This window comes from Candidatus Nitronauta litoralis (assembly GCA_015698285.1).
Classification (GTDB): domain Bacteria; phylum Nitrospinota; class Nitrospinia; order Nitrospinales; family Nitrospinaceae; genus Nitronauta; species Nitronauta litoralis.
Map to the genome: position 1 here is coordinate 1,495,140 of CP048685.1, position 15,609 is coordinate 1,510,748.

General features: G+C 44.3%; 15 protein-coding genes. 5 read left to right on the plus strand and 10 right to left on the minus strand.

Going from position 1 to position 15,609, the window contains the following annotated elements; all coding sequences use genetic code 11:
* Position 1 precedes the first annotated feature (1 nt).
* The 5 genes from G3M70_06750 to G3M70_06770 form a co-directional block, all read right to left on the minus strand.
* The gene (locus G3M70_06750; protein QPJ63736.1) at positions 2 to 925 is read right to left on the minus strand and encodes a pyruvate synthase; all 924 of its coding nucleotides are present in this window, start codon (positions 923 to 925) and stop codon (positions 2 to 4) included.
* Positions 926 to 930: 5 nt separating this feature from the next.
* Positions 931 to 2,169, minus strand: a complete 1,239-nt coding sequence (locus tag G3M70_06755; GenBank protein ID QPJ61599.1) for a pyruvate synthase — start codon at positions 2,167 to 2,169, stop codon at positions 931 to 933.
* Positions 2,162 to 3,067 (minus strand): 4Fe-4S dicluster domain-containing protein, encoded by a 906-nt coding sequence (locus tag G3M70_06760; GenBank protein QPJ61600.1) that lies wholly within the window; start codon positions 3,065 to 3,067, stop codon positions 2,162 to 2,164. The genes G3M70_06755 and G3M70_06760 overlap by 8 nt, the downstream gene beginning before the upstream one ends.
* 200 nt (positions 3,068 to 3,267) lie before the next feature.
* Positions 3,268 to 4,677 (minus strand): NADPH-dependent glutamate synthase, encoded by a 1,410-nt coding sequence (gene gltA / locus G3M70_06765; GenBank protein QPJ61601.1) that lies wholly within the window; start codon positions 4,675 to 4,677, stop codon positions 3,268 to 3,270.
* Between the two features lie 18 nt (positions 4,678 to 4,695).
* Positions 4,696 to 5,562 carry a sulfide/dihydroorotate dehydrogenase-like FAD/NAD-binding protein gene (locus G3M70_06770; protein ID QPJ61602.1) on the minus strand — a complete coding sequence of 289 codons (867 nt, stop codon included), beginning with the start codon at positions 5,560 to 5,562 and terminating at the stop codon, positions 4,696 to 4,698.
* Positions 5,563 to 5,858: 296 nt separating this feature from the next.
* Here G3M70_06770 and G3M70_06775 point away from each other — a divergent pair, with 296 nt between their 5' ends.
* Complete coding sequence (locus G3M70_06775; protein ID QPJ61603.1) at positions 5,859 to 7,190, plus strand: GTPase; 1,332 nt, start codon at positions 5,859 to 5,861, stop codon at positions 7,188 to 7,190.
* An 83-nt stretch (positions 7,191 to 7,273) separates the two neighbouring features.
* Positions 7,274 to 8,239 carry a carbamate kinase gene (locus tag G3M70_06780; protein QPJ61604.1) on the plus strand — a complete coding sequence of 322 codons (966 nt, stop codon included), beginning with the start codon at positions 7,274 to 7,276 and terminating at the stop codon, positions 8,237 to 8,239.
* A 45-nt stretch (positions 8,240 to 8,284) separates the two neighbouring features.
* Here G3M70_06780 and G3M70_06785 read toward each other — a convergent pair whose 3' ends face one another.
* From G3M70_06785 to G3M70_06805, 5 genes are all read right to left on the minus strand, one after another.
* Positions 8,285 to 8,890, minus strand: a complete 606-nt coding sequence (locus G3M70_06785) for a DUF1566 domain-containing protein (GenBank protein QPJ61605.1) — start codon at positions 8,888 to 8,890, stop codon at positions 8,285 to 8,287.
* Between the two features lie 46 nt (positions 8,891 to 8,936).
* Positions 8,937 to 10,256: a hypothetical protein gene (locus tag G3M70_06790; protein QPJ61606.1), complete on the minus strand. Its 1,320-nt coding sequence runs from the start codon at positions 10,254 to 10,256 to the stop codon at positions 8,937 to 8,939.
* A 312-nt stretch (positions 10,257 to 10,568) separates the two neighbouring features.
* Positions 10,569 to 11,192, minus strand: coding sequence for a hypothetical protein (locus tag G3M70_06795; protein ID QPJ61607.1), 624 nt, complete (start codon positions 11,190 to 11,192; stop codon positions 10,569 to 10,571).
* 100 nt (positions 11,193 to 11,292) lie between these two features.
* The gene (locus tag G3M70_06800) at positions 11,293 to 11,766 is read right to left on the minus strand and encodes a peptidylprolyl isomerase (protein ID QPJ61608.1); all 474 of its coding nucleotides are present in this window, start codon (positions 11,764 to 11,766) and stop codon (positions 11,293 to 11,295) included.
* A 114-nt stretch (positions 11,767 to 11,880) separates the two neighbouring features.
* Positions 11,881 to 12,288 (minus strand): GFA family protein, encoded by a 408-nt coding sequence (locus G3M70_06805; GenBank protein ID QPJ61609.1) that lies wholly within the window; start codon positions 12,286 to 12,288, stop codon positions 11,881 to 11,883.
* Between the two features lie 432 nt (positions 12,289 to 12,720).
* Here G3M70_06805 and G3M70_06810 point away from each other — a divergent pair, with 432 nt between their 5' ends.
* The 3 genes from G3M70_06810 to G3M70_06820 all read left to right on the plus strand — a co-directional run bounded on the left by G3M70_06810 (position 12,721) and on the right by G3M70_06820 (position 15,578).
* Positions 12,721 to 14,070, plus strand: coding sequence for a serine protease (locus tag G3M70_06810; GenBank protein QPJ61610.1), 1,350 nt, complete (start codon positions 12,721 to 12,723; stop codon positions 14,068 to 14,070).
* Positions 14,058 to 15,014 carry an FHA domain-containing protein gene (locus G3M70_06815; protein QPJ61611.1) on the plus strand — a complete coding sequence of 319 codons (957 nt, stop codon included), beginning with the start codon at positions 14,058 to 14,060 and terminating at the stop codon, positions 15,012 to 15,014. Before G3M70_06810 ends, G3M70_06815 begins: the two co-directional genes overlap by 13 nt.
* Before the next feature lie 336 nt (positions 15,015 to 15,350).
* The gene (locus tag G3M70_06820; GenBank protein ID QPJ61612.1) at positions 15,351 to 15,578 is read left to right on the plus strand and encodes a Na+/H+ antiporter NhaA; all 228 of its coding nucleotides are present in this window, start codon (positions 15,351 to 15,353) and stop codon (positions 15,576 to 15,578) included.
* Positions 15,579 to 15,609 lie beyond the last annotated feature (31 nt).

Here is a 15,609-nt window from a genome sequence, read left to right on the forward strand (position 1 = left end):
ATCATTCAAAATGGCTCCAGTAGTCGTCTACATTTTTCTGAATTTGTGAAATTACATCCTCACAACGCTCCGGATAAAATAAATGCGAAAAGCGTTTCTGGCGTTCAAGAAACTTTTCAACTGGCAATCGTTTTCGAGGACGCTTTGTATGAACCACTTTCCCCTCAAAGTATTCTTTTATTGGAAAGATTCCGGTATCCACCGCCAGTTTGGCAATAACATGAGCGTCCTTGGGGTCAAACCCCCATCCTGTGGGGCAAGGCGACATACATATAAACATGCGGGGACCGGACATTGTTTTGGCCTTGGCAAACTTATTGGACAAGTCGATAGGTTCCCTGGGGGAAACGGTTGCGATGTAAGTGGGATCCTGCGCCTTCCAGATATCGAACAGGTTCTTTTTCATTTTTTCTGCACCTGCAGGATGTTCATGCGTACTGGGGGATGTTTGGGTTGAGCTTCCAAAAGGAGATGCTGCGGACAATTGAAATCCGGTATTGCCATAGGCCTCGTTGTCATAGCAAAAGTAAATAAAATCCAGTTTACGGTGGAGAGCCGCAGAAGTAGGCCCTAACCCGATATCATTTGAAGACCCATCACCTGCTACTACCAGCACCTGCAGGTTTTCTTGAGAAGGCAGCTTCCCCTTTTTGAGCTGGACATCCAAAGCGTCTCTTATCCCTTGAGCCGCGGGAACGGGGCCACCCATCGTGGTGTACAACCAGGAGCCTTGAAGTGGAGTGAACGGATACACTGAGAGGAGAGTAAAACATCCTGCGGCATTACAAATAACCACATCCTTGCCAAGTTCCTTCAACGCGAGCCTTAGCCCTTCCAATCCCCCACATCCTGCGCAAAGGCCTGTCCCTGGAGTAATTATTTCTTCCGGATGAAGGTCCGAAACCCGCTTGTGAGTTTTAATCATTTCATTCATGATTCAGATCCACCTTTCTCCGCCAGAGCAATATGAGAAACTTTTTTAAACTGCTTCAGATCATCATCGTTATATAGAAACAGGGGTCCCTCGGACTTATCGGAACGCAAGTGTTCAACAATGGAAAAAAAGTCTTCTTTCAAGATATCTTTTCCGCCAAGCCCTCCGATAACAGAAAGAAATTTTTCTGGACGGTTGATGCGTGAATACAAGGAAGTTACGATCTCCGGGAAAAGTATGCCTCCCATACCCGGTGAAAGATTCTGGTCAATCACTGCAACCTTGTGATGGCCTAGTAATGAATCGGCAATCGCTTGAGTAGGAAAGGGGCGAATAAGGCGTAACTTCAACAAGCCGGCCTTGATTCCCTGTTTGCGAAGTTCCAGCACGGCAGCTTTACCTTTGGTGGCAAACGAATTGCTCATAACAAAAACAAACTCGGCGTCATCCATCATGAAATTTTCCACCGGTCCATAGTTGCGCCCGAAGTATTGGGCAAACTCTTCACTAACTTCGTGAAACACGGTTTCGGCCTGACGTACCGCCAGGTCCTGTTGAATTTTAAAATAAGAGTAAGTTGCACCACCAAACACTGCAGAAGCTCGTGCCATGGGTTGTGAGGCTTTGAAAACGGGTTGTTCCGATTTATAAGGAGGGAGAAATCGTGCGACCTCCGATGGCTCGGGTAAAACGACAGGTTCCCGGGTAAAGGAAAGATAAAAGCCATCCATATTGACCAATACCGGTAAAGCAACCTGAGGGTGTTCTGCAATACGGTGCCCTATCAGGATAAAATCGAGTACTTCCTGGCAGGTTTCCGCATGTAATTGAACCATTCCACAGTCTCGTGTACTCATGACATCATTGTGGTCCGGCTCCAGCGTTATCGGCGTTGCCAGTGCGCGTGAAACATTCACCATTACAAGCGGAACCCGCCAGCCCGCGATGGTATACAAGGCTTCCATTCCATGAAGAATTCCCTGACTGGAAGATGCAGTAAATACGCGAACCCCTGTTGCCGCTGCCGCTCCAGCTGCCATGAACATGGAATGTTCGGAATCCATATTGGTATATTTTCCAGTAAGGGTTCCATCTGAAAACCATTGGGCCAGAGTTTCTACAATTTCTGTTTGAGGTGTAATGGGAAATGCAGGAACGTAGTCTACCTGGGCCAGGCGTACGCCCCAGGCGGCGGCTTTATTTCCGGTCAACATCATTTTTGAATGCTTATTCATGAGCCCCCTCCGATTCTCTGATCGTCTGGATAAAATGACCGGGGCATTCCTGGGCACAAATCATACATCCCTTGCAATGTTCATAGTCAATCTGCGGGCGTCCGTCCTCATCAATTTTTATAGTTCCCTCGGGGCAACGTGCATAACAAATAAGGCACTTGTTGCAATGATCGTAATCGATTTTGGGTCGTTGCATTCTCCAGTTTCCAGTTTTCCTCAAGGCCATATTTCCCGGTGCTAAAATTATGGGGGCCGCTTCATGAACAGGGGTTTGTTTTAATTCAATCAGAGGACTTGAGGCCAGGGCTTTTATAGGTTTTTCTGGGATGGTGCAAGGAGAAAGGGAGTGAAAAATATCCTGAGTCAATTCCAGGTTTTTCTGAAGCGTTTCAGGTTTGAGGCTTTGGCCCAATTCCATTTTTACAGCCTCTAATAAATCTTTTAAATCAATATTTCCAAGAATCCGGGCTCCGGCAGTTGCCAGAGCGGTACTTAAAATATGACCTTTGCCGAGAAAATTCTGGCACCGGTCCGTTAGATCCAATATCAGAGGGGCCGCAGGAAATGGGAATTGCTTTTGTATCTGTTCGGTACTCTTTGTGGAATTGACGAAAACGATCGTTGACTCATCAGCTCCGCATAGAGGTGCCACCTGGGAATCGTTTAAAAGAGTTTCATCTCCAATTAACAGGAGATTGGGATTGGAAATGGGACCGCGTTCCAGAATTGGGGTTGGAGATATCCGGGTGAAAGCGACGATGGGAGCGCCGCGCCGTTCTGCGCCATACAGGGGAAAGTCTTGTGCCTGGAATCCGGAATTAAAAGCGGCACTACCAAGAATCTGGCTCGCCGTTTTTATTCCCTGTCCTCCACGTCCATGGAATCTTACCTGGATCATGGCTCACCTCCATACTTAAATATATGATCAAAATACTGCTACAGCAAGGAAGCTGAAAATATTCTTCGAAATTAATGTGAAAAACATTAAAAGTTTTAAAAGGCCATTATTGTCTGTTCAAGTTAACTGCATGCAATGGGTCGCACACGTCATTTTCATTCCAGTTACAAGCTCTTCCGTGGCCTTGAATTTTTAATTCGCTATTCAGATGACATGAGAAACTGATGAATCCCTTGAGCGGCTTTTTTACCGGCTCCCATTGCAGAAATAACGGTGGCCGCTCCTGTCACGATGTCTCCTCCAGCAAACACACCCGGTTTTGAAGTGGCATTCAGAGTTTCGTCAGCCAGTTCTATGTGTCCCTGGGAATCGGTTTTCATGTCGGAAGTACTTTTAGCTATCAGAGGATTCACCCCGTTGCCTAATGCGATAATGACTGCATCAACTGGAAGATTAAATTCACTTCCTGGCACCGGTACAGGGGAACGTCGACCGGAAGCATCCGGTTCACCCAGCGTCATCTTCTGGCAAAGCAGTTGTCCAACCCACCCATTCTCCCCCTGGATTTGAAGAGGACTTGATAAAAACTGAAACTCAACCCCTTCGGCCAGTGCATGGTTTATTTCTTCGCTTCGGGCAGGCATTTCGTTTTCAGAGCGACGGTATAACACGATGACACGTTTGGTTGACGGTAATCGCAATGCCGTTCGCGCTGCATCAAGTGCCGTATTGCCTCCACCAATCACAGCCAGTACTTCATGATGGTGGAGCGGGGTATCGAATTCTGGAAATTCCCAGGCGTGCATTAAATTGATTCGGGTAAGAAACTCATTGGCGGAGTACACCCCATTTAAGTTCTCTCCCGGAATTCCCAAAAAGTAGGGAAGACCTGCACCAGTGCCAACGAAGACTGCATCGAACCCATCCTCTGACATCAACTCATCCAGAGATTTAATGTTTCCGATTAAATAATTAACCTCAATTTTGATTCCCAGCTGTTCAAGATATTTCAATTCATGTTCAATAATTTCCTTGGGTAATCGAAAATTGGGGATTCCATAAAACAACACCCCTCCCGGTTGGTGTAAGGCTTCGAAAATAACAACCTCATGGCCAAGTTTCGCCAGATCCCCGGCAGCAGTAAGTCCCGCAGGGCCCGATCCGACAATCGCAACCCGTTTTCCGGTTGGGGTAGGGTGAATGAGTGTTTCAGGCTTACCTTCCGTAATCTTCCGTGCGTAGTCCGAAACAAACCGTTCCAACTGACCGATGGCCAGAGGCTCTCCTTTAATTCCAATCACGCAATGTTTTTCACATTGATCTTCCTGAGGGCACACCCGCCCGGTGATACCCGGCAGGGAATTGGTTTCCTTTATTTTTTCTGCCGCTTCCACAAATTTCCCTTCGCTTACTAGTCGGATAAAATCGGGAATTTGCACATGGACCGGGCAACCCAAAACGCATTTGGGTTTTTTACACTGAATACACCGGGATGCTTCCAGTTGAGCCATTGCTGGTGTGTAGCCCAGGTTTACTTCATCAAAACTGTGCCGACGTTGCCCGGGATCCCGTTCCAATGGGGGTGTTCGTGGTTGTTTGGAACCTGACATAACGCGCCTCTGGCTGATTTATCCAATTTCCGGAGTTTCAGAAAGCCTGCAAAGGTCACCATGCTCCTGCTGGTAATGCTCGCTGGCTTCACGTTCCTCCATGGTATACGTTTTCATTCGGTTGATTACCCCATCAAAGTCAACTTCATGCGCATCGAACTCAGGACCATCCACGCATGCAAATTTCATTTCCCCTCCGACCGTTACTCGGCACGCTCCACACATCCCGGTACCATCGACCATAAGGGGGTTCATACTGGCAAGCGTTTTAATTTGGCGGGACCGGGTCAAATCGGCGACAGCTTTCATCATGACAAGCGGTCCAACGGCAATCACTCGATGAATCGTCTCATGACTGGCCATGATCGAGCGCAACTCATCAGTGACAAATCCTTTGGTTCCAGAACTACCGTCATTGGTTACCAGTCGTACTTCCGAGGAAACCTGTTTCATCTCATCAAGCAGGACCAGATGATTTTGAGTTTTCGCACCTAAAATAGAAATTGTATGGTTTCCGGCTTTGGTAAGAGATTTTGCAATAGGGTGGATGGCAGCAATCCCTGTACCGCCACCTACAAGAACAACCCGGCCAAAATTGTCAATCTTCGTAGGGTTTCCCAAAGGACCGACGATATCAAGAATGGATTGTCCCTTATCCATTGAAGCCATCTGGAGAGAGGACTTTCCAACAACATGAATGAATACCGTGATTGAGCCGGAAGTCATGTTCCAGTCACAAAGGGTAAGAGGAATCCGTTCACCGTGTTCATCCAGACGTAAAATTATGAATTGTCCGGGCCGTGCTTTTTTAGCAATCAGGGGTGCCTGGATATCGAATCTATAATTGTCGGATCCCTCATGAGATTTGTTGAGTATTTCAAACATAATTTTTTAACCTAAATAGACTCTACTAATATATAAGATCAGTATTGCCTTTTGTAAATTTTGTAGTCTCAATAATCTAAAAAATTTCTGAAATTGATTGGGATTTTGATATTCAAGATTAAAATTTTTTCCCGAGTCCTGTTTTGAAGCACTGCCCTCGAAGAGTAAAGTTTTCATGAGATTTTATTCGGAAATTATAAAGACCATGCAAGTTGCTTAAGGGAATGCAGGAGGCGTAAAATAAGTAGATATCATGCAACCTGATTAATTAATCATTTGCAAAAAAAGGAGGAAAGATGAATTCTCCTGCAAGAAAAAACATAGTCATTATGGGGGCGGCTGGGAGGGATTTTCATACCTTTAACGTCCGCTTCCGTGACAACCCTGGATATAAGGTTGTTGCCTTCACGGCAACTCAGATACCGGGTATAGAAAAAAAGATTTACCCCGCAAGTCTTGCAGGTTCTCTCTATCCTGATGGAATCCCCATTAGACCTGAAAGCGAATTAACGGAAATCATAAAACAGGAAAAGGTGAATAGTGTGGTTTTTGCCTACAGCGATGTTTCGCATGCTTATGTAATGGATAAAGCATCCCGCATACTGGCAGCTGGCGCAGACTTTTGCCTGTTTGGGCCTGCAGATTCCATGATCGCCTCTTGCAAACCCATTGTCTCGGTCTGTGCGGTAAGGACTGGATGTGGCAAATCCCAAACCTCACGAAAAATTGCCCGGATCCTGCGAGACAAGGGAAAACGTGTTGCTGTCGTGCGACATGCCATGCCATATGGAAATCTACAGAAACAAACGGTGCAAAAATATTCTGAAAAATCAGATTTAAAAAAACACGATTGTACTATTGAGGAAATGGAAGAGTACGAACCTTATATTGACCTGGGCTTGACCGTTTTCGCTGGTGTGGATTATGAAAAAATACTGCGCGAAGCTGAACAGGAGGCAGATATCATCATCTGGGATGGGGGTAATAACGACTTCTCCTTTTATCAACCTGATCTCGAAATTGTAGTGGTTGACCCCCATCGTGTTGGGGATGAACTGGCTTATTTTCCCGGTGAAGTTAACCTGCTCAGGGCGCAGGTCATCATTATCAATAAAATTGATTCGGCTCGGCGGGAAGATCTCCAGCAACTCCGGAAGAACATTAAGGAAGCAAACCCGACTGCAGTCCTGATAGAGGCGAATTCCTCGCTGTTGGTAGACCGACCGGAATTGATCCAGGGTGCGCGTGTGTTGGTCATTGAAGATGGGCCTACGTTAACCCACGGCGGTATGAAATATGGTGCCGGAACCCTGGCCGCACAACGGTATGGAGCCAGTGAAATCATTGACCCACGTCCCTGGTTGCAAGGGAGTTTAAAAACAACATTTGAAACTTATCCGGAGACAGGCCCGCTTCTACCTGCAATGGGATATGATCAGCAACAACGTTCCGATCTGGAATCGACGATCAATGCTGTGCCCTGTGATTTAGTGATCATCGGAACGCCCATCGACCTAGGCAGGGTTATCAATATACAAAAACCCTCAGTAAGAGTTAATTACGATCTCGAAGAAATTGGACAGCCCGACTTGGAAACCATACTGGAGCCATTTACCACTAGTAAATAGCGGCCTGGAAAACTTTATTTATGATTGGAATCGTGTAATCATTTCTCGGTTTACTTTTTGAATATTCTTTTAAGGGATCTTTCGTGAGTCCATCATCTCCACGGCCGGGTTTGTTGATTTCCCTGGGAGGGAACGCCCTGAACGTTCCCGATTCACCTCACCCCCATCAAAAAGAAGAATTCATTGTTGCCAGAAAAAGTTTGGAAGGGGTAGTCACTCTTTTAGAGCGTGGATACGAGAAAATTGTATTGTGTCACGGTAACGGACCGCAAGTGGGCCAAATTTTTATGCAACAGGAATTGACCCGGCACGAATTCCCCCGCCAGGTCACTCTGGATGTTTGTGTCGCTGATAGTCAGGGACGCATTGGATATATTATCCAGAATGTACTGGACAATCTGTGCAGAGAACGCGGAGTGGATAGAAAAGCCTTTGCTGTGATCACGCAAGTGGAAGTCGCCAATAACGATCCCGCATTTACCCATCCCCTTAAACCAATCGGTTTGTTTTATTCTCAGGAAGAAGCCGAAAAATTGAAAAAAGAAAACGATTGGCAAATGGTTGAAGACTCGGGAAGAGGCTATCGTCGTGTGGTGCCTTCTCCCCAGCCCTTAGGCCTGGTTGAAGAGGAATTCTTTAAGACGATTCTGGATCAGGGGTATATCCTGATTGGTGGTGGGGGTGGGGGCATTCCGGTAATCCGTCAAGTAGATGGACAGTTTTATGGGGTTGAAGGAGTCATTGACAAAGATCACACAAGCGCGTTGATGGCAACAAAGTTGGGGCTTGATATTCTGGTTATTTTGACTTCGGTCGAACATGTTTTTCTTGATTTTAAATCCCCTTCCAGAAAAGCTATTTCCAGAACGACCCGGGTTGAAATGGAAAACTGGTTGAAACATGGAGAATTTGCAGAAGGAAGCATGAAACCAAAAGTCGAAGCTGCACTAAAATTTCTGGACCAGGGAGGCCAGAAAGTCATTATTGCCCATTTGTTCCATCTGGTTCCTGCACTGGAGGGTAAAACCGGTACTCATATCAGGGGATAAAAGTTTTCGGCGGAAAGTTTATCGAGTATTGGTGCAACATTTTAATTATTTCTTTAAGTCTCTTACCGCACGGACTCCGCCATTATTACATAGATCAAAATGACGTAAGTTAATGTGTCCTTTTACAAAATAAAGGGACTTGGCGCAGCATTCCGATAGCTTTGTCTTTCCACATTCATTGCTCCAGTACCAGTAAGCGGCGCCATCTGAAAATTTATCATCCAATGCCAGTGGGTACTCGGGATTTTTATCCCAGGCTAAAACACCCTCGCGAGAGGTATCATATATGGTTAGTAATTCCTTGATGGTTGGCAGACGCCAGTCAGAAAATCCCGCCGTATTCAAATTTTCAACATACTGGACTGCCTCAGGCCAGGTGAGACATTTGTTGAGGTCCGCATAGCTGTCCTTTTGGGTCCAAATTAATCCGGACTCCGGGTCTGTAATGGTTCCGTTTCTATTATCGACCAATTTTGATGGGGCTTTGGATTCAGGCCGTGGTTCGACGTATGGGGGAGCTTCATATGGGGCGGATGGAGTGCAATCCATAGTTTCGTCTGAATAAGAGATGTTGACGGTCTGAAAAGATAGCAACACCGCAATCGCCGGAATAGAAAAATATTTCATGGAACCTGCTTTACGGAGACTCATCAATTTTGAACCCCTGTTTACCAGGAATAATTGTGGTGAAAAATTGTCAGGTCGTCTCTTTCCTGTTATCAAAATATATGATAGCAAAGGAAATGGTGATTGCGGAAATTATTAAAGCGATGGCGATCAAAGGGTTGCTCAATAACTCAGGCGCAACGACCAGTAACAACCCCAACCCAAGCATCATCAGACCTGAAACCAGTTTTAACCTTCTCCCTTCCTTTTCGCTTAACTTTCTTTTGCCCAGACTTTTTGAAAAAATCAAAACAATCAAAGATAACGGGATAACGTAAATGATATTGTAAAGCACCAGGTATGCATAATACCCAAGTGAGGATTGACTGTTTAACGTGAGAATTCTTGTAAAAATCATGGGGAAGCCCGCAGTGCAGAGTAACTCATAGGAATTAGCTACAAGGGCCAGCACGCTGGTCCCAAAAATAACAGTGGGAAGAGAGGGTTCGTTTATCAGGTTTCTTATCCTTGCGTAAAGACCTGGTTTTGCATCGTCTGGAATCGTTAGGGAGATTCCTTTTTTAAAGAAAAAATAGTCCTTTATGTTGATTAACGAAACCGCTATGGCAAGCAAGGCTACAATCATTGTTATGATTCTTATTTCTCCCAGAAAAAGAAACATATTCAGCCAGGCCGCCATAAAAAGAAAATAAACGAAACCAGAAAAGAATACGAAAACCCCGCCAATTAGCAGCATTCTTTTTCGATCTTTTGCCTTGACCATCAGGCTTAAAAGCAATAACAAGACAAAAAAAGCACACGGATTGAATGCATCAAGTCCTGCAATGATGATGGTAAATACCGGCAAAGAGAATTGGTTTGCGTCTAATTCACCAAAAAGTGGGACAAAAATTTTAAGATCATCCTGTTCTCCATTTCCGGGCAATGGTTTTTTCCCGTAATTCCAAAGTAAATCGCGACATTCTAATAGTTGATCACGTAAGTGAGCTCCTGTGGTTGGCTCATCCACATATCCGAATTCAACCTGGCTGCAGAAAACAAATGCTGGTACCCCTCTCTGATTTTTGTTCATGGCATCCATCAACCCGGAAAAAAACTCCGCATGTTCCCGGTTTTCGCTTATTTCGTAGGATTGGACCTCCAGCCAGTCGTAGGATTGAGCCATCTTTGAAACAAAAGGTTTGGCTTTTTTGCAATGGGGGCATGTTTTAGACCAGAAATAATATAACTGCACCATTTCCTGACCCTGAGGTGTTATCCGGGACCATTGGGGTGGCTTGAATTCTTCAGCGGCTGAAACAGTTAATAACATCTGAGACAAAACAAAGAACATAACCCCGATTGACAGCTTTATTTTGTTTTCCCTTTCCAGGATGGGAAAAATCCGCATCGGCTTCTTATGCTCCGTCAAATAATTTGTCTGCTGCAACAAAAGTGCAATCTGTTTTTCAGAAAACCAGATTTCTTATTTTAAAAAAGCATCCTCCCTATAATTATATTTTAACAAAAATAAACCCATCTTCCGGGGCAGTATCGGGAAGAGAACAGGGCAGGATTGAGGGATTCAAGCAGGGGGCTCACCGCGACAGTGCTGGAGGGAGGTGAGTTTTGGCAGAACTTTTTAACCGATAGCGAAGAAAATAAATTACTCGGTAACTTTAATCTAAAGGAATGCTAACCATTCCATGAATGAGGTCTGGGTTTAAACCGGTGGGCCGGGGTTCATATTGGTAGGTCCGGAATTGTCCGCATTGACTTTGATTTGAGTTATTGTCATCGCACCTGGGGACATAGAATCAAAAAATCCATTGGGGCCTTCTGCCGAACTTATAAAAGTGGCTCCCTTTATAAAGAATAGCCAGGCAGAGCAAGCGTCGGCCACGTCACAAGTGATTTTCAAGGACTGAGTAGACCCTGCCGGCAACTGCAGCGAGGCCTGAGTCATGCTTCCAATAATCCCTGTAGCCAAAGTGGGCCCGCCCACAAATTCTACGGTGATGGAACTATCATAACCTGTTTCTTCTATATCCAGTAAGATATCAACCAGGACTGCTTCTTCTTCCTCTTCCCCTTCCCCTCCGCTTAATCCCTCTTGTTCTTTGATTTTAATATCTTCACGGTTTTGTTCGTTGGCAGCATTGAGGTTACTGCGCTTCACATCATTTTTACTGTTTCCCAGGCCGAAGTCCTGCTCCAGTCCCTGAATCACCTCGTCAATATCCTGTGCCCATGCAGAATGCGGAAGAGAAGCCTGGAACATGGCTATGGAAAGCGTGATAACCAGGAAACCTGCAGTCAAGGCCGCTTTGAAACTATCTATTTTCATTATTTTGATGGGAGAAAGTTTAAGAAAAGTCCATTGATTATAGCAAAATTTACTACAACCACTAAAAGAGTCAAATTAACCCGGCGAGGGGCCGAAGTTTTCAATGAACAATCACATCCGGCTGGCCTTTTTCCAGCTCGTCATCTGTGGCGGGGCGGATGCTGACAACTTCCACGCTGTAGTGCAGGTTTTTGCCGGCCATGGGGTGATTGCCATCCATATAAACGGTATCCCCATCGATGGCCACGATCCGGTATCGGGTTTTTTCTCCCCCTTCGTCGCGTTCCAATACGCGATCCACTTCCAACTGAATCTCCGGTGGAAACATCGACTTTTCGGCTTTCACTTTCAATTCCGGGACGACTTCCCCAAAACCCTCTTCCGGATAAACGGTGATGGTTTCCTTTTCGCCGACCTTCATGCCTTTGAGTCCTTTCTCGAGACCGATTACCAGGTTGCCCGCGCCGTGCAGGTAGACCAGTGGTTCTTCAGCAGGGGAAGATTCCAGAACGTTGTCATCTTCATCCTTTACCGTGAAGTTAATAGCAACCACGCATTCTTTTTCAATAATCATTAAATTTCCTATAGCTGACAGACAGGAGTCTTTTGGGTTTCGAACTAAATTTCTCTCTGGGCGATCCCGTTAGGGATCCGAGAGTTAAAAAATTATTTTACTAAATTTTATTAGCTATCCGGGAAATTCTTCAAATTTTGGGACATTTTCCAGGTCTTCATCCCAACGGGCTTTGTCCGATAAATTAATGTGGGCGGTTGGTTTCAATGCGTAAACCCCGTCCAGCGCACCGGCCGGAACCATCAGGAGTTTGCCTCCATTTAAGATATTCGGCATGGCAGAGCCGCAGGTAATACAAAAACTTTTTATATGTTGTGTTGATGGCAGGATAAAAGTCTGAATATTTTCCTGGCCCGAAATCCATTTCAATTTTGCAGTTGATGAGAATAAATTGGCTGCATGTGCGGACCCGGAATCCTTCCGGCAACGATCGCAATGACAAAAATAAAAATTGTCGAAGTCCCCGTCAATTTCAAAATGAATGGTTTTGCACAGGCACGAGCCTTTATAATTCGCGGTCATAAACAACTCCGAATAAATACCTTATTAGCAATACGACCAGTTAAATAATAGAACGAAAACACATTACTGGTAAAGCTGTGTCAGAGCTTCGTTGTAGACACCCACTTCGAAGCCGTCTCCCATAACTTCTTGCTCTCAGACAGGATACTTTTTTTTCAATTATCGATTCCAAAATTTTTTTTGACAGAGTTGGCTTTTTTAAATGGCTGTTGAGAAATGAAATTAAACGCGGGGAAATAATATTGTTGTGATATATTCCTCTCATTTTGATATTCCGAAAATGAAAGGATTCCGCTATCCTGTTTCAAATATGGGGTTGGTTTGGGGAGAGCGGTTTAAAAGCAAAATCAAGATACCAAAATTTTATTTCCCGCATATCAATTCTTGCAAACCGGACATCAGGCTGAACCGGTTTATTTAGTTGGAGTTTTTGTGCCAAAAATAAAAACCATAAATTCAGTTGAGGACCTCATGTGCCCTTTTAATGTTATTGCGATTTCAAAGTTGATCAGGAAAATGTTTTGGCACACGGTCCTTTGCGCTTTTATGATTTCCGGTAATAACGCATGGGGTTTGACCGGTAAGGCTCAAAAAATTTTCAAATCCAACAATATCGCGGTCTATCAAATCCAGGTGGTTGATTTAATTTCCCAGGAAAAATCCGTTATTGGTTCTGGATTCAAGTTTAATAAAAAAGGTTTATATGGGACCAACTTCCATGTGATTTCAGATGTGGTTGATAAGCCCGATCAATTTAGAATTGAATACCATCGGGATGGGATGAAAAAGGGGGAACTGGATTTAGTCGCTATAGATGTTGCTCACGATCTGGCAATTTTAAAAGGCCCGGAAAATAAAGAAGAAACCGTTGTTTTAGGATCTTCAAAGCTGGCCCAGGGTAGCCAGGTTTTTCCAATGGGAAATCCCCTGGATGTTGGAATGGTTATCCTGGAAGGAACTTTCAATGGCTTGATTGGAAATAAACAGTATCAGCATATTTTGACTTCAGCTTCCCTGAACCCCGGGATGAGCGGAGGCCCGGCTTTTGGTCCGAGGGGGAAGGTAATCGGGATCAATGTAGCCATAGAAGGGAACGACCTAAGCTATCTGGTTCCTGTTGAATACCTGAAGAACCTTGAGAAATCTCTGGATGCAGAAGGTGCGAAACCGGGTTGGAGGCAGATAATTCAAGACCAGGTGCTGAAGCGGTCCGACCACCTGGTTAGCAGTGCAATAAAATCCGAGTGGAAATTTGAACAATTTGGGTCTTTAAAAGTCCCAAAGAATATCATGCCCCTGGTTATTAAATGTTGGGGAAAAAGTAAGAAAGAGGACCCGAAGAAAAACCAGTTTTATTTCTACAGTTATAAATGGTGCGAAAGTAAAAATAATGTTTATCTTTCTTCCAGGCTTGGTACTGGGACGATCGGTTATACGTTTTACTCCATGGAAAGCGAAAGTTTAAATTCTTTGGAGTTTTATAAAAAATATTCCAAGGAGTATTCCACCGGCCAGTTTTATCGTCGCTATTCAAAAGAAGAAGTAACAGAATTCCGTTGCCAGGATCATTTCATCCAAATGGCGGGCAATAATTGGAAGGCGGCTTATTGCGTGCGAGGCTACAAAAAGTATTCCCTGCTGAACGATGTTTATGTGAGCCTGGCCATCCTGAACGATTCCAAGCGAAAATTTATCATTCAAATAGGCATATCGGGGGTAAATGAACCTCAAACAAGAAGGTTTCTTAAGAAGTTTCTTGGAGGTATCGAATGGACAGGTTGATTATTGAAACATTGACTGGCCAGGGAGGGAGTGGGGAGTCAAAAACCATCTTTAGAAATGGAAGTGGAACGATTGGCCGGGATTTCTCCAACGATCTTATTCTGGATGATCCTTATATTTCTCCAAAGCACCTGCAGATAACGGCGCTTGAAAATAAAATTCTCGTAAAGGATCTAAAAACCAAAAATGGGACCCGGGTCAATAAAGATCGTTTGATACGTGGCGAAAAGGTAGAGATCAATTCGGGCGATGAAATCCTTGTTGGCCGGACCCACCTTAAACTGTTTTTATCAAATCATCCGGTTGAACCTGCCAGTAAATGGGACCGGGTCATGGCGTTTCGAAACTTCATAGATCGAGCCTGGGTGCCCGTAGTGACATCCCTGGGGTTTATTTTTGTTGCGGTCTGGATGAAGTTTCTGGAAAACCCGGGCGGCAATTTTTTTCAAAAACAGTTTTATCCATTATTAATTGGTTCGATCGCTTTAGTATTGAGTTCCCCCGGGTTAATCAGTCTGTATACGTTTGCAAAATATAAAAAATCCTATTTTGTTCGGAATCTGGTGGTTTGCAATTTAGTGGCGTTCATCTCTTATATTTATACTGTTTTTGATCCCTTTATTTTCTTTCATTTATTGAACCGGAGCATGGTGGCGCTAGCGAATAATGGCGTTTTATTTCTAATGACTCTGGGAGAGCTATGGATTTGTGTGCGGTTGGTGAAAGACAGTTTAAAACTAAAAGATTTTGTGCCCATAACTGTTTTTGCAATCGCTATTATTTTTCTGGCCGCAATGGGAAATAAGGAAATTTCCCTTGGGTTTCAGGGAGAACCAAAATACCATTCTCGTATTGCACCGGGAATGTCCCCGTTTACAGATCCAAAGGGACTTGATGAATTCCTGAATGCAGGAGCCTCAGAGTTCACTCGAGTTCACGAATGACCAAATAATAATTTTGTAAAATGCTAAAACTCCACGCTTAATAAAAACGTTTTCCTTGATAGTGTTGATTTACTTTTTCAGCTTAAAGATAGCGCGGCTACTAGTGAGACCGATTGTGAGTTGAACTCTAATACCAGTGTCCAGGTCAAGCCATAAAAAGTTGCGCACTTGGGCAAAAAATTGTCCTGTGGGGGCAGATAAAAAACAATCGTCCATTGCTGCCATAGTAAAATAGATTTAAGTGAATTTATTCAGGGATAAGAAAATGAAAAAAAGTTTAACTTTCATTTTTCCTTATTGTTCTGTTTATTCTTATTCGGGAGTCAGTTCCTTGGCTTGCCCCAGTCAGGAGAATTGCCGGAAGGGGTTTCATTTAAGGAAATCATCGGTGTGGGTTTTCTTGCGGGAATAGGATTCGCGATGTCCATCTTTGTATCCAATCTGGCCTTTCCCGACAATACGCAATGGGTGGAACAGGCCAAATTGGCAATCCTGCTTGCAACATTTATGTCCGGGATATTTATTTTTTTTTGGTTTTTTGTTATTTGCAGGAGGCAATCCTAAAAATTTAGAAAGTTTGGATATCCGATTAGAA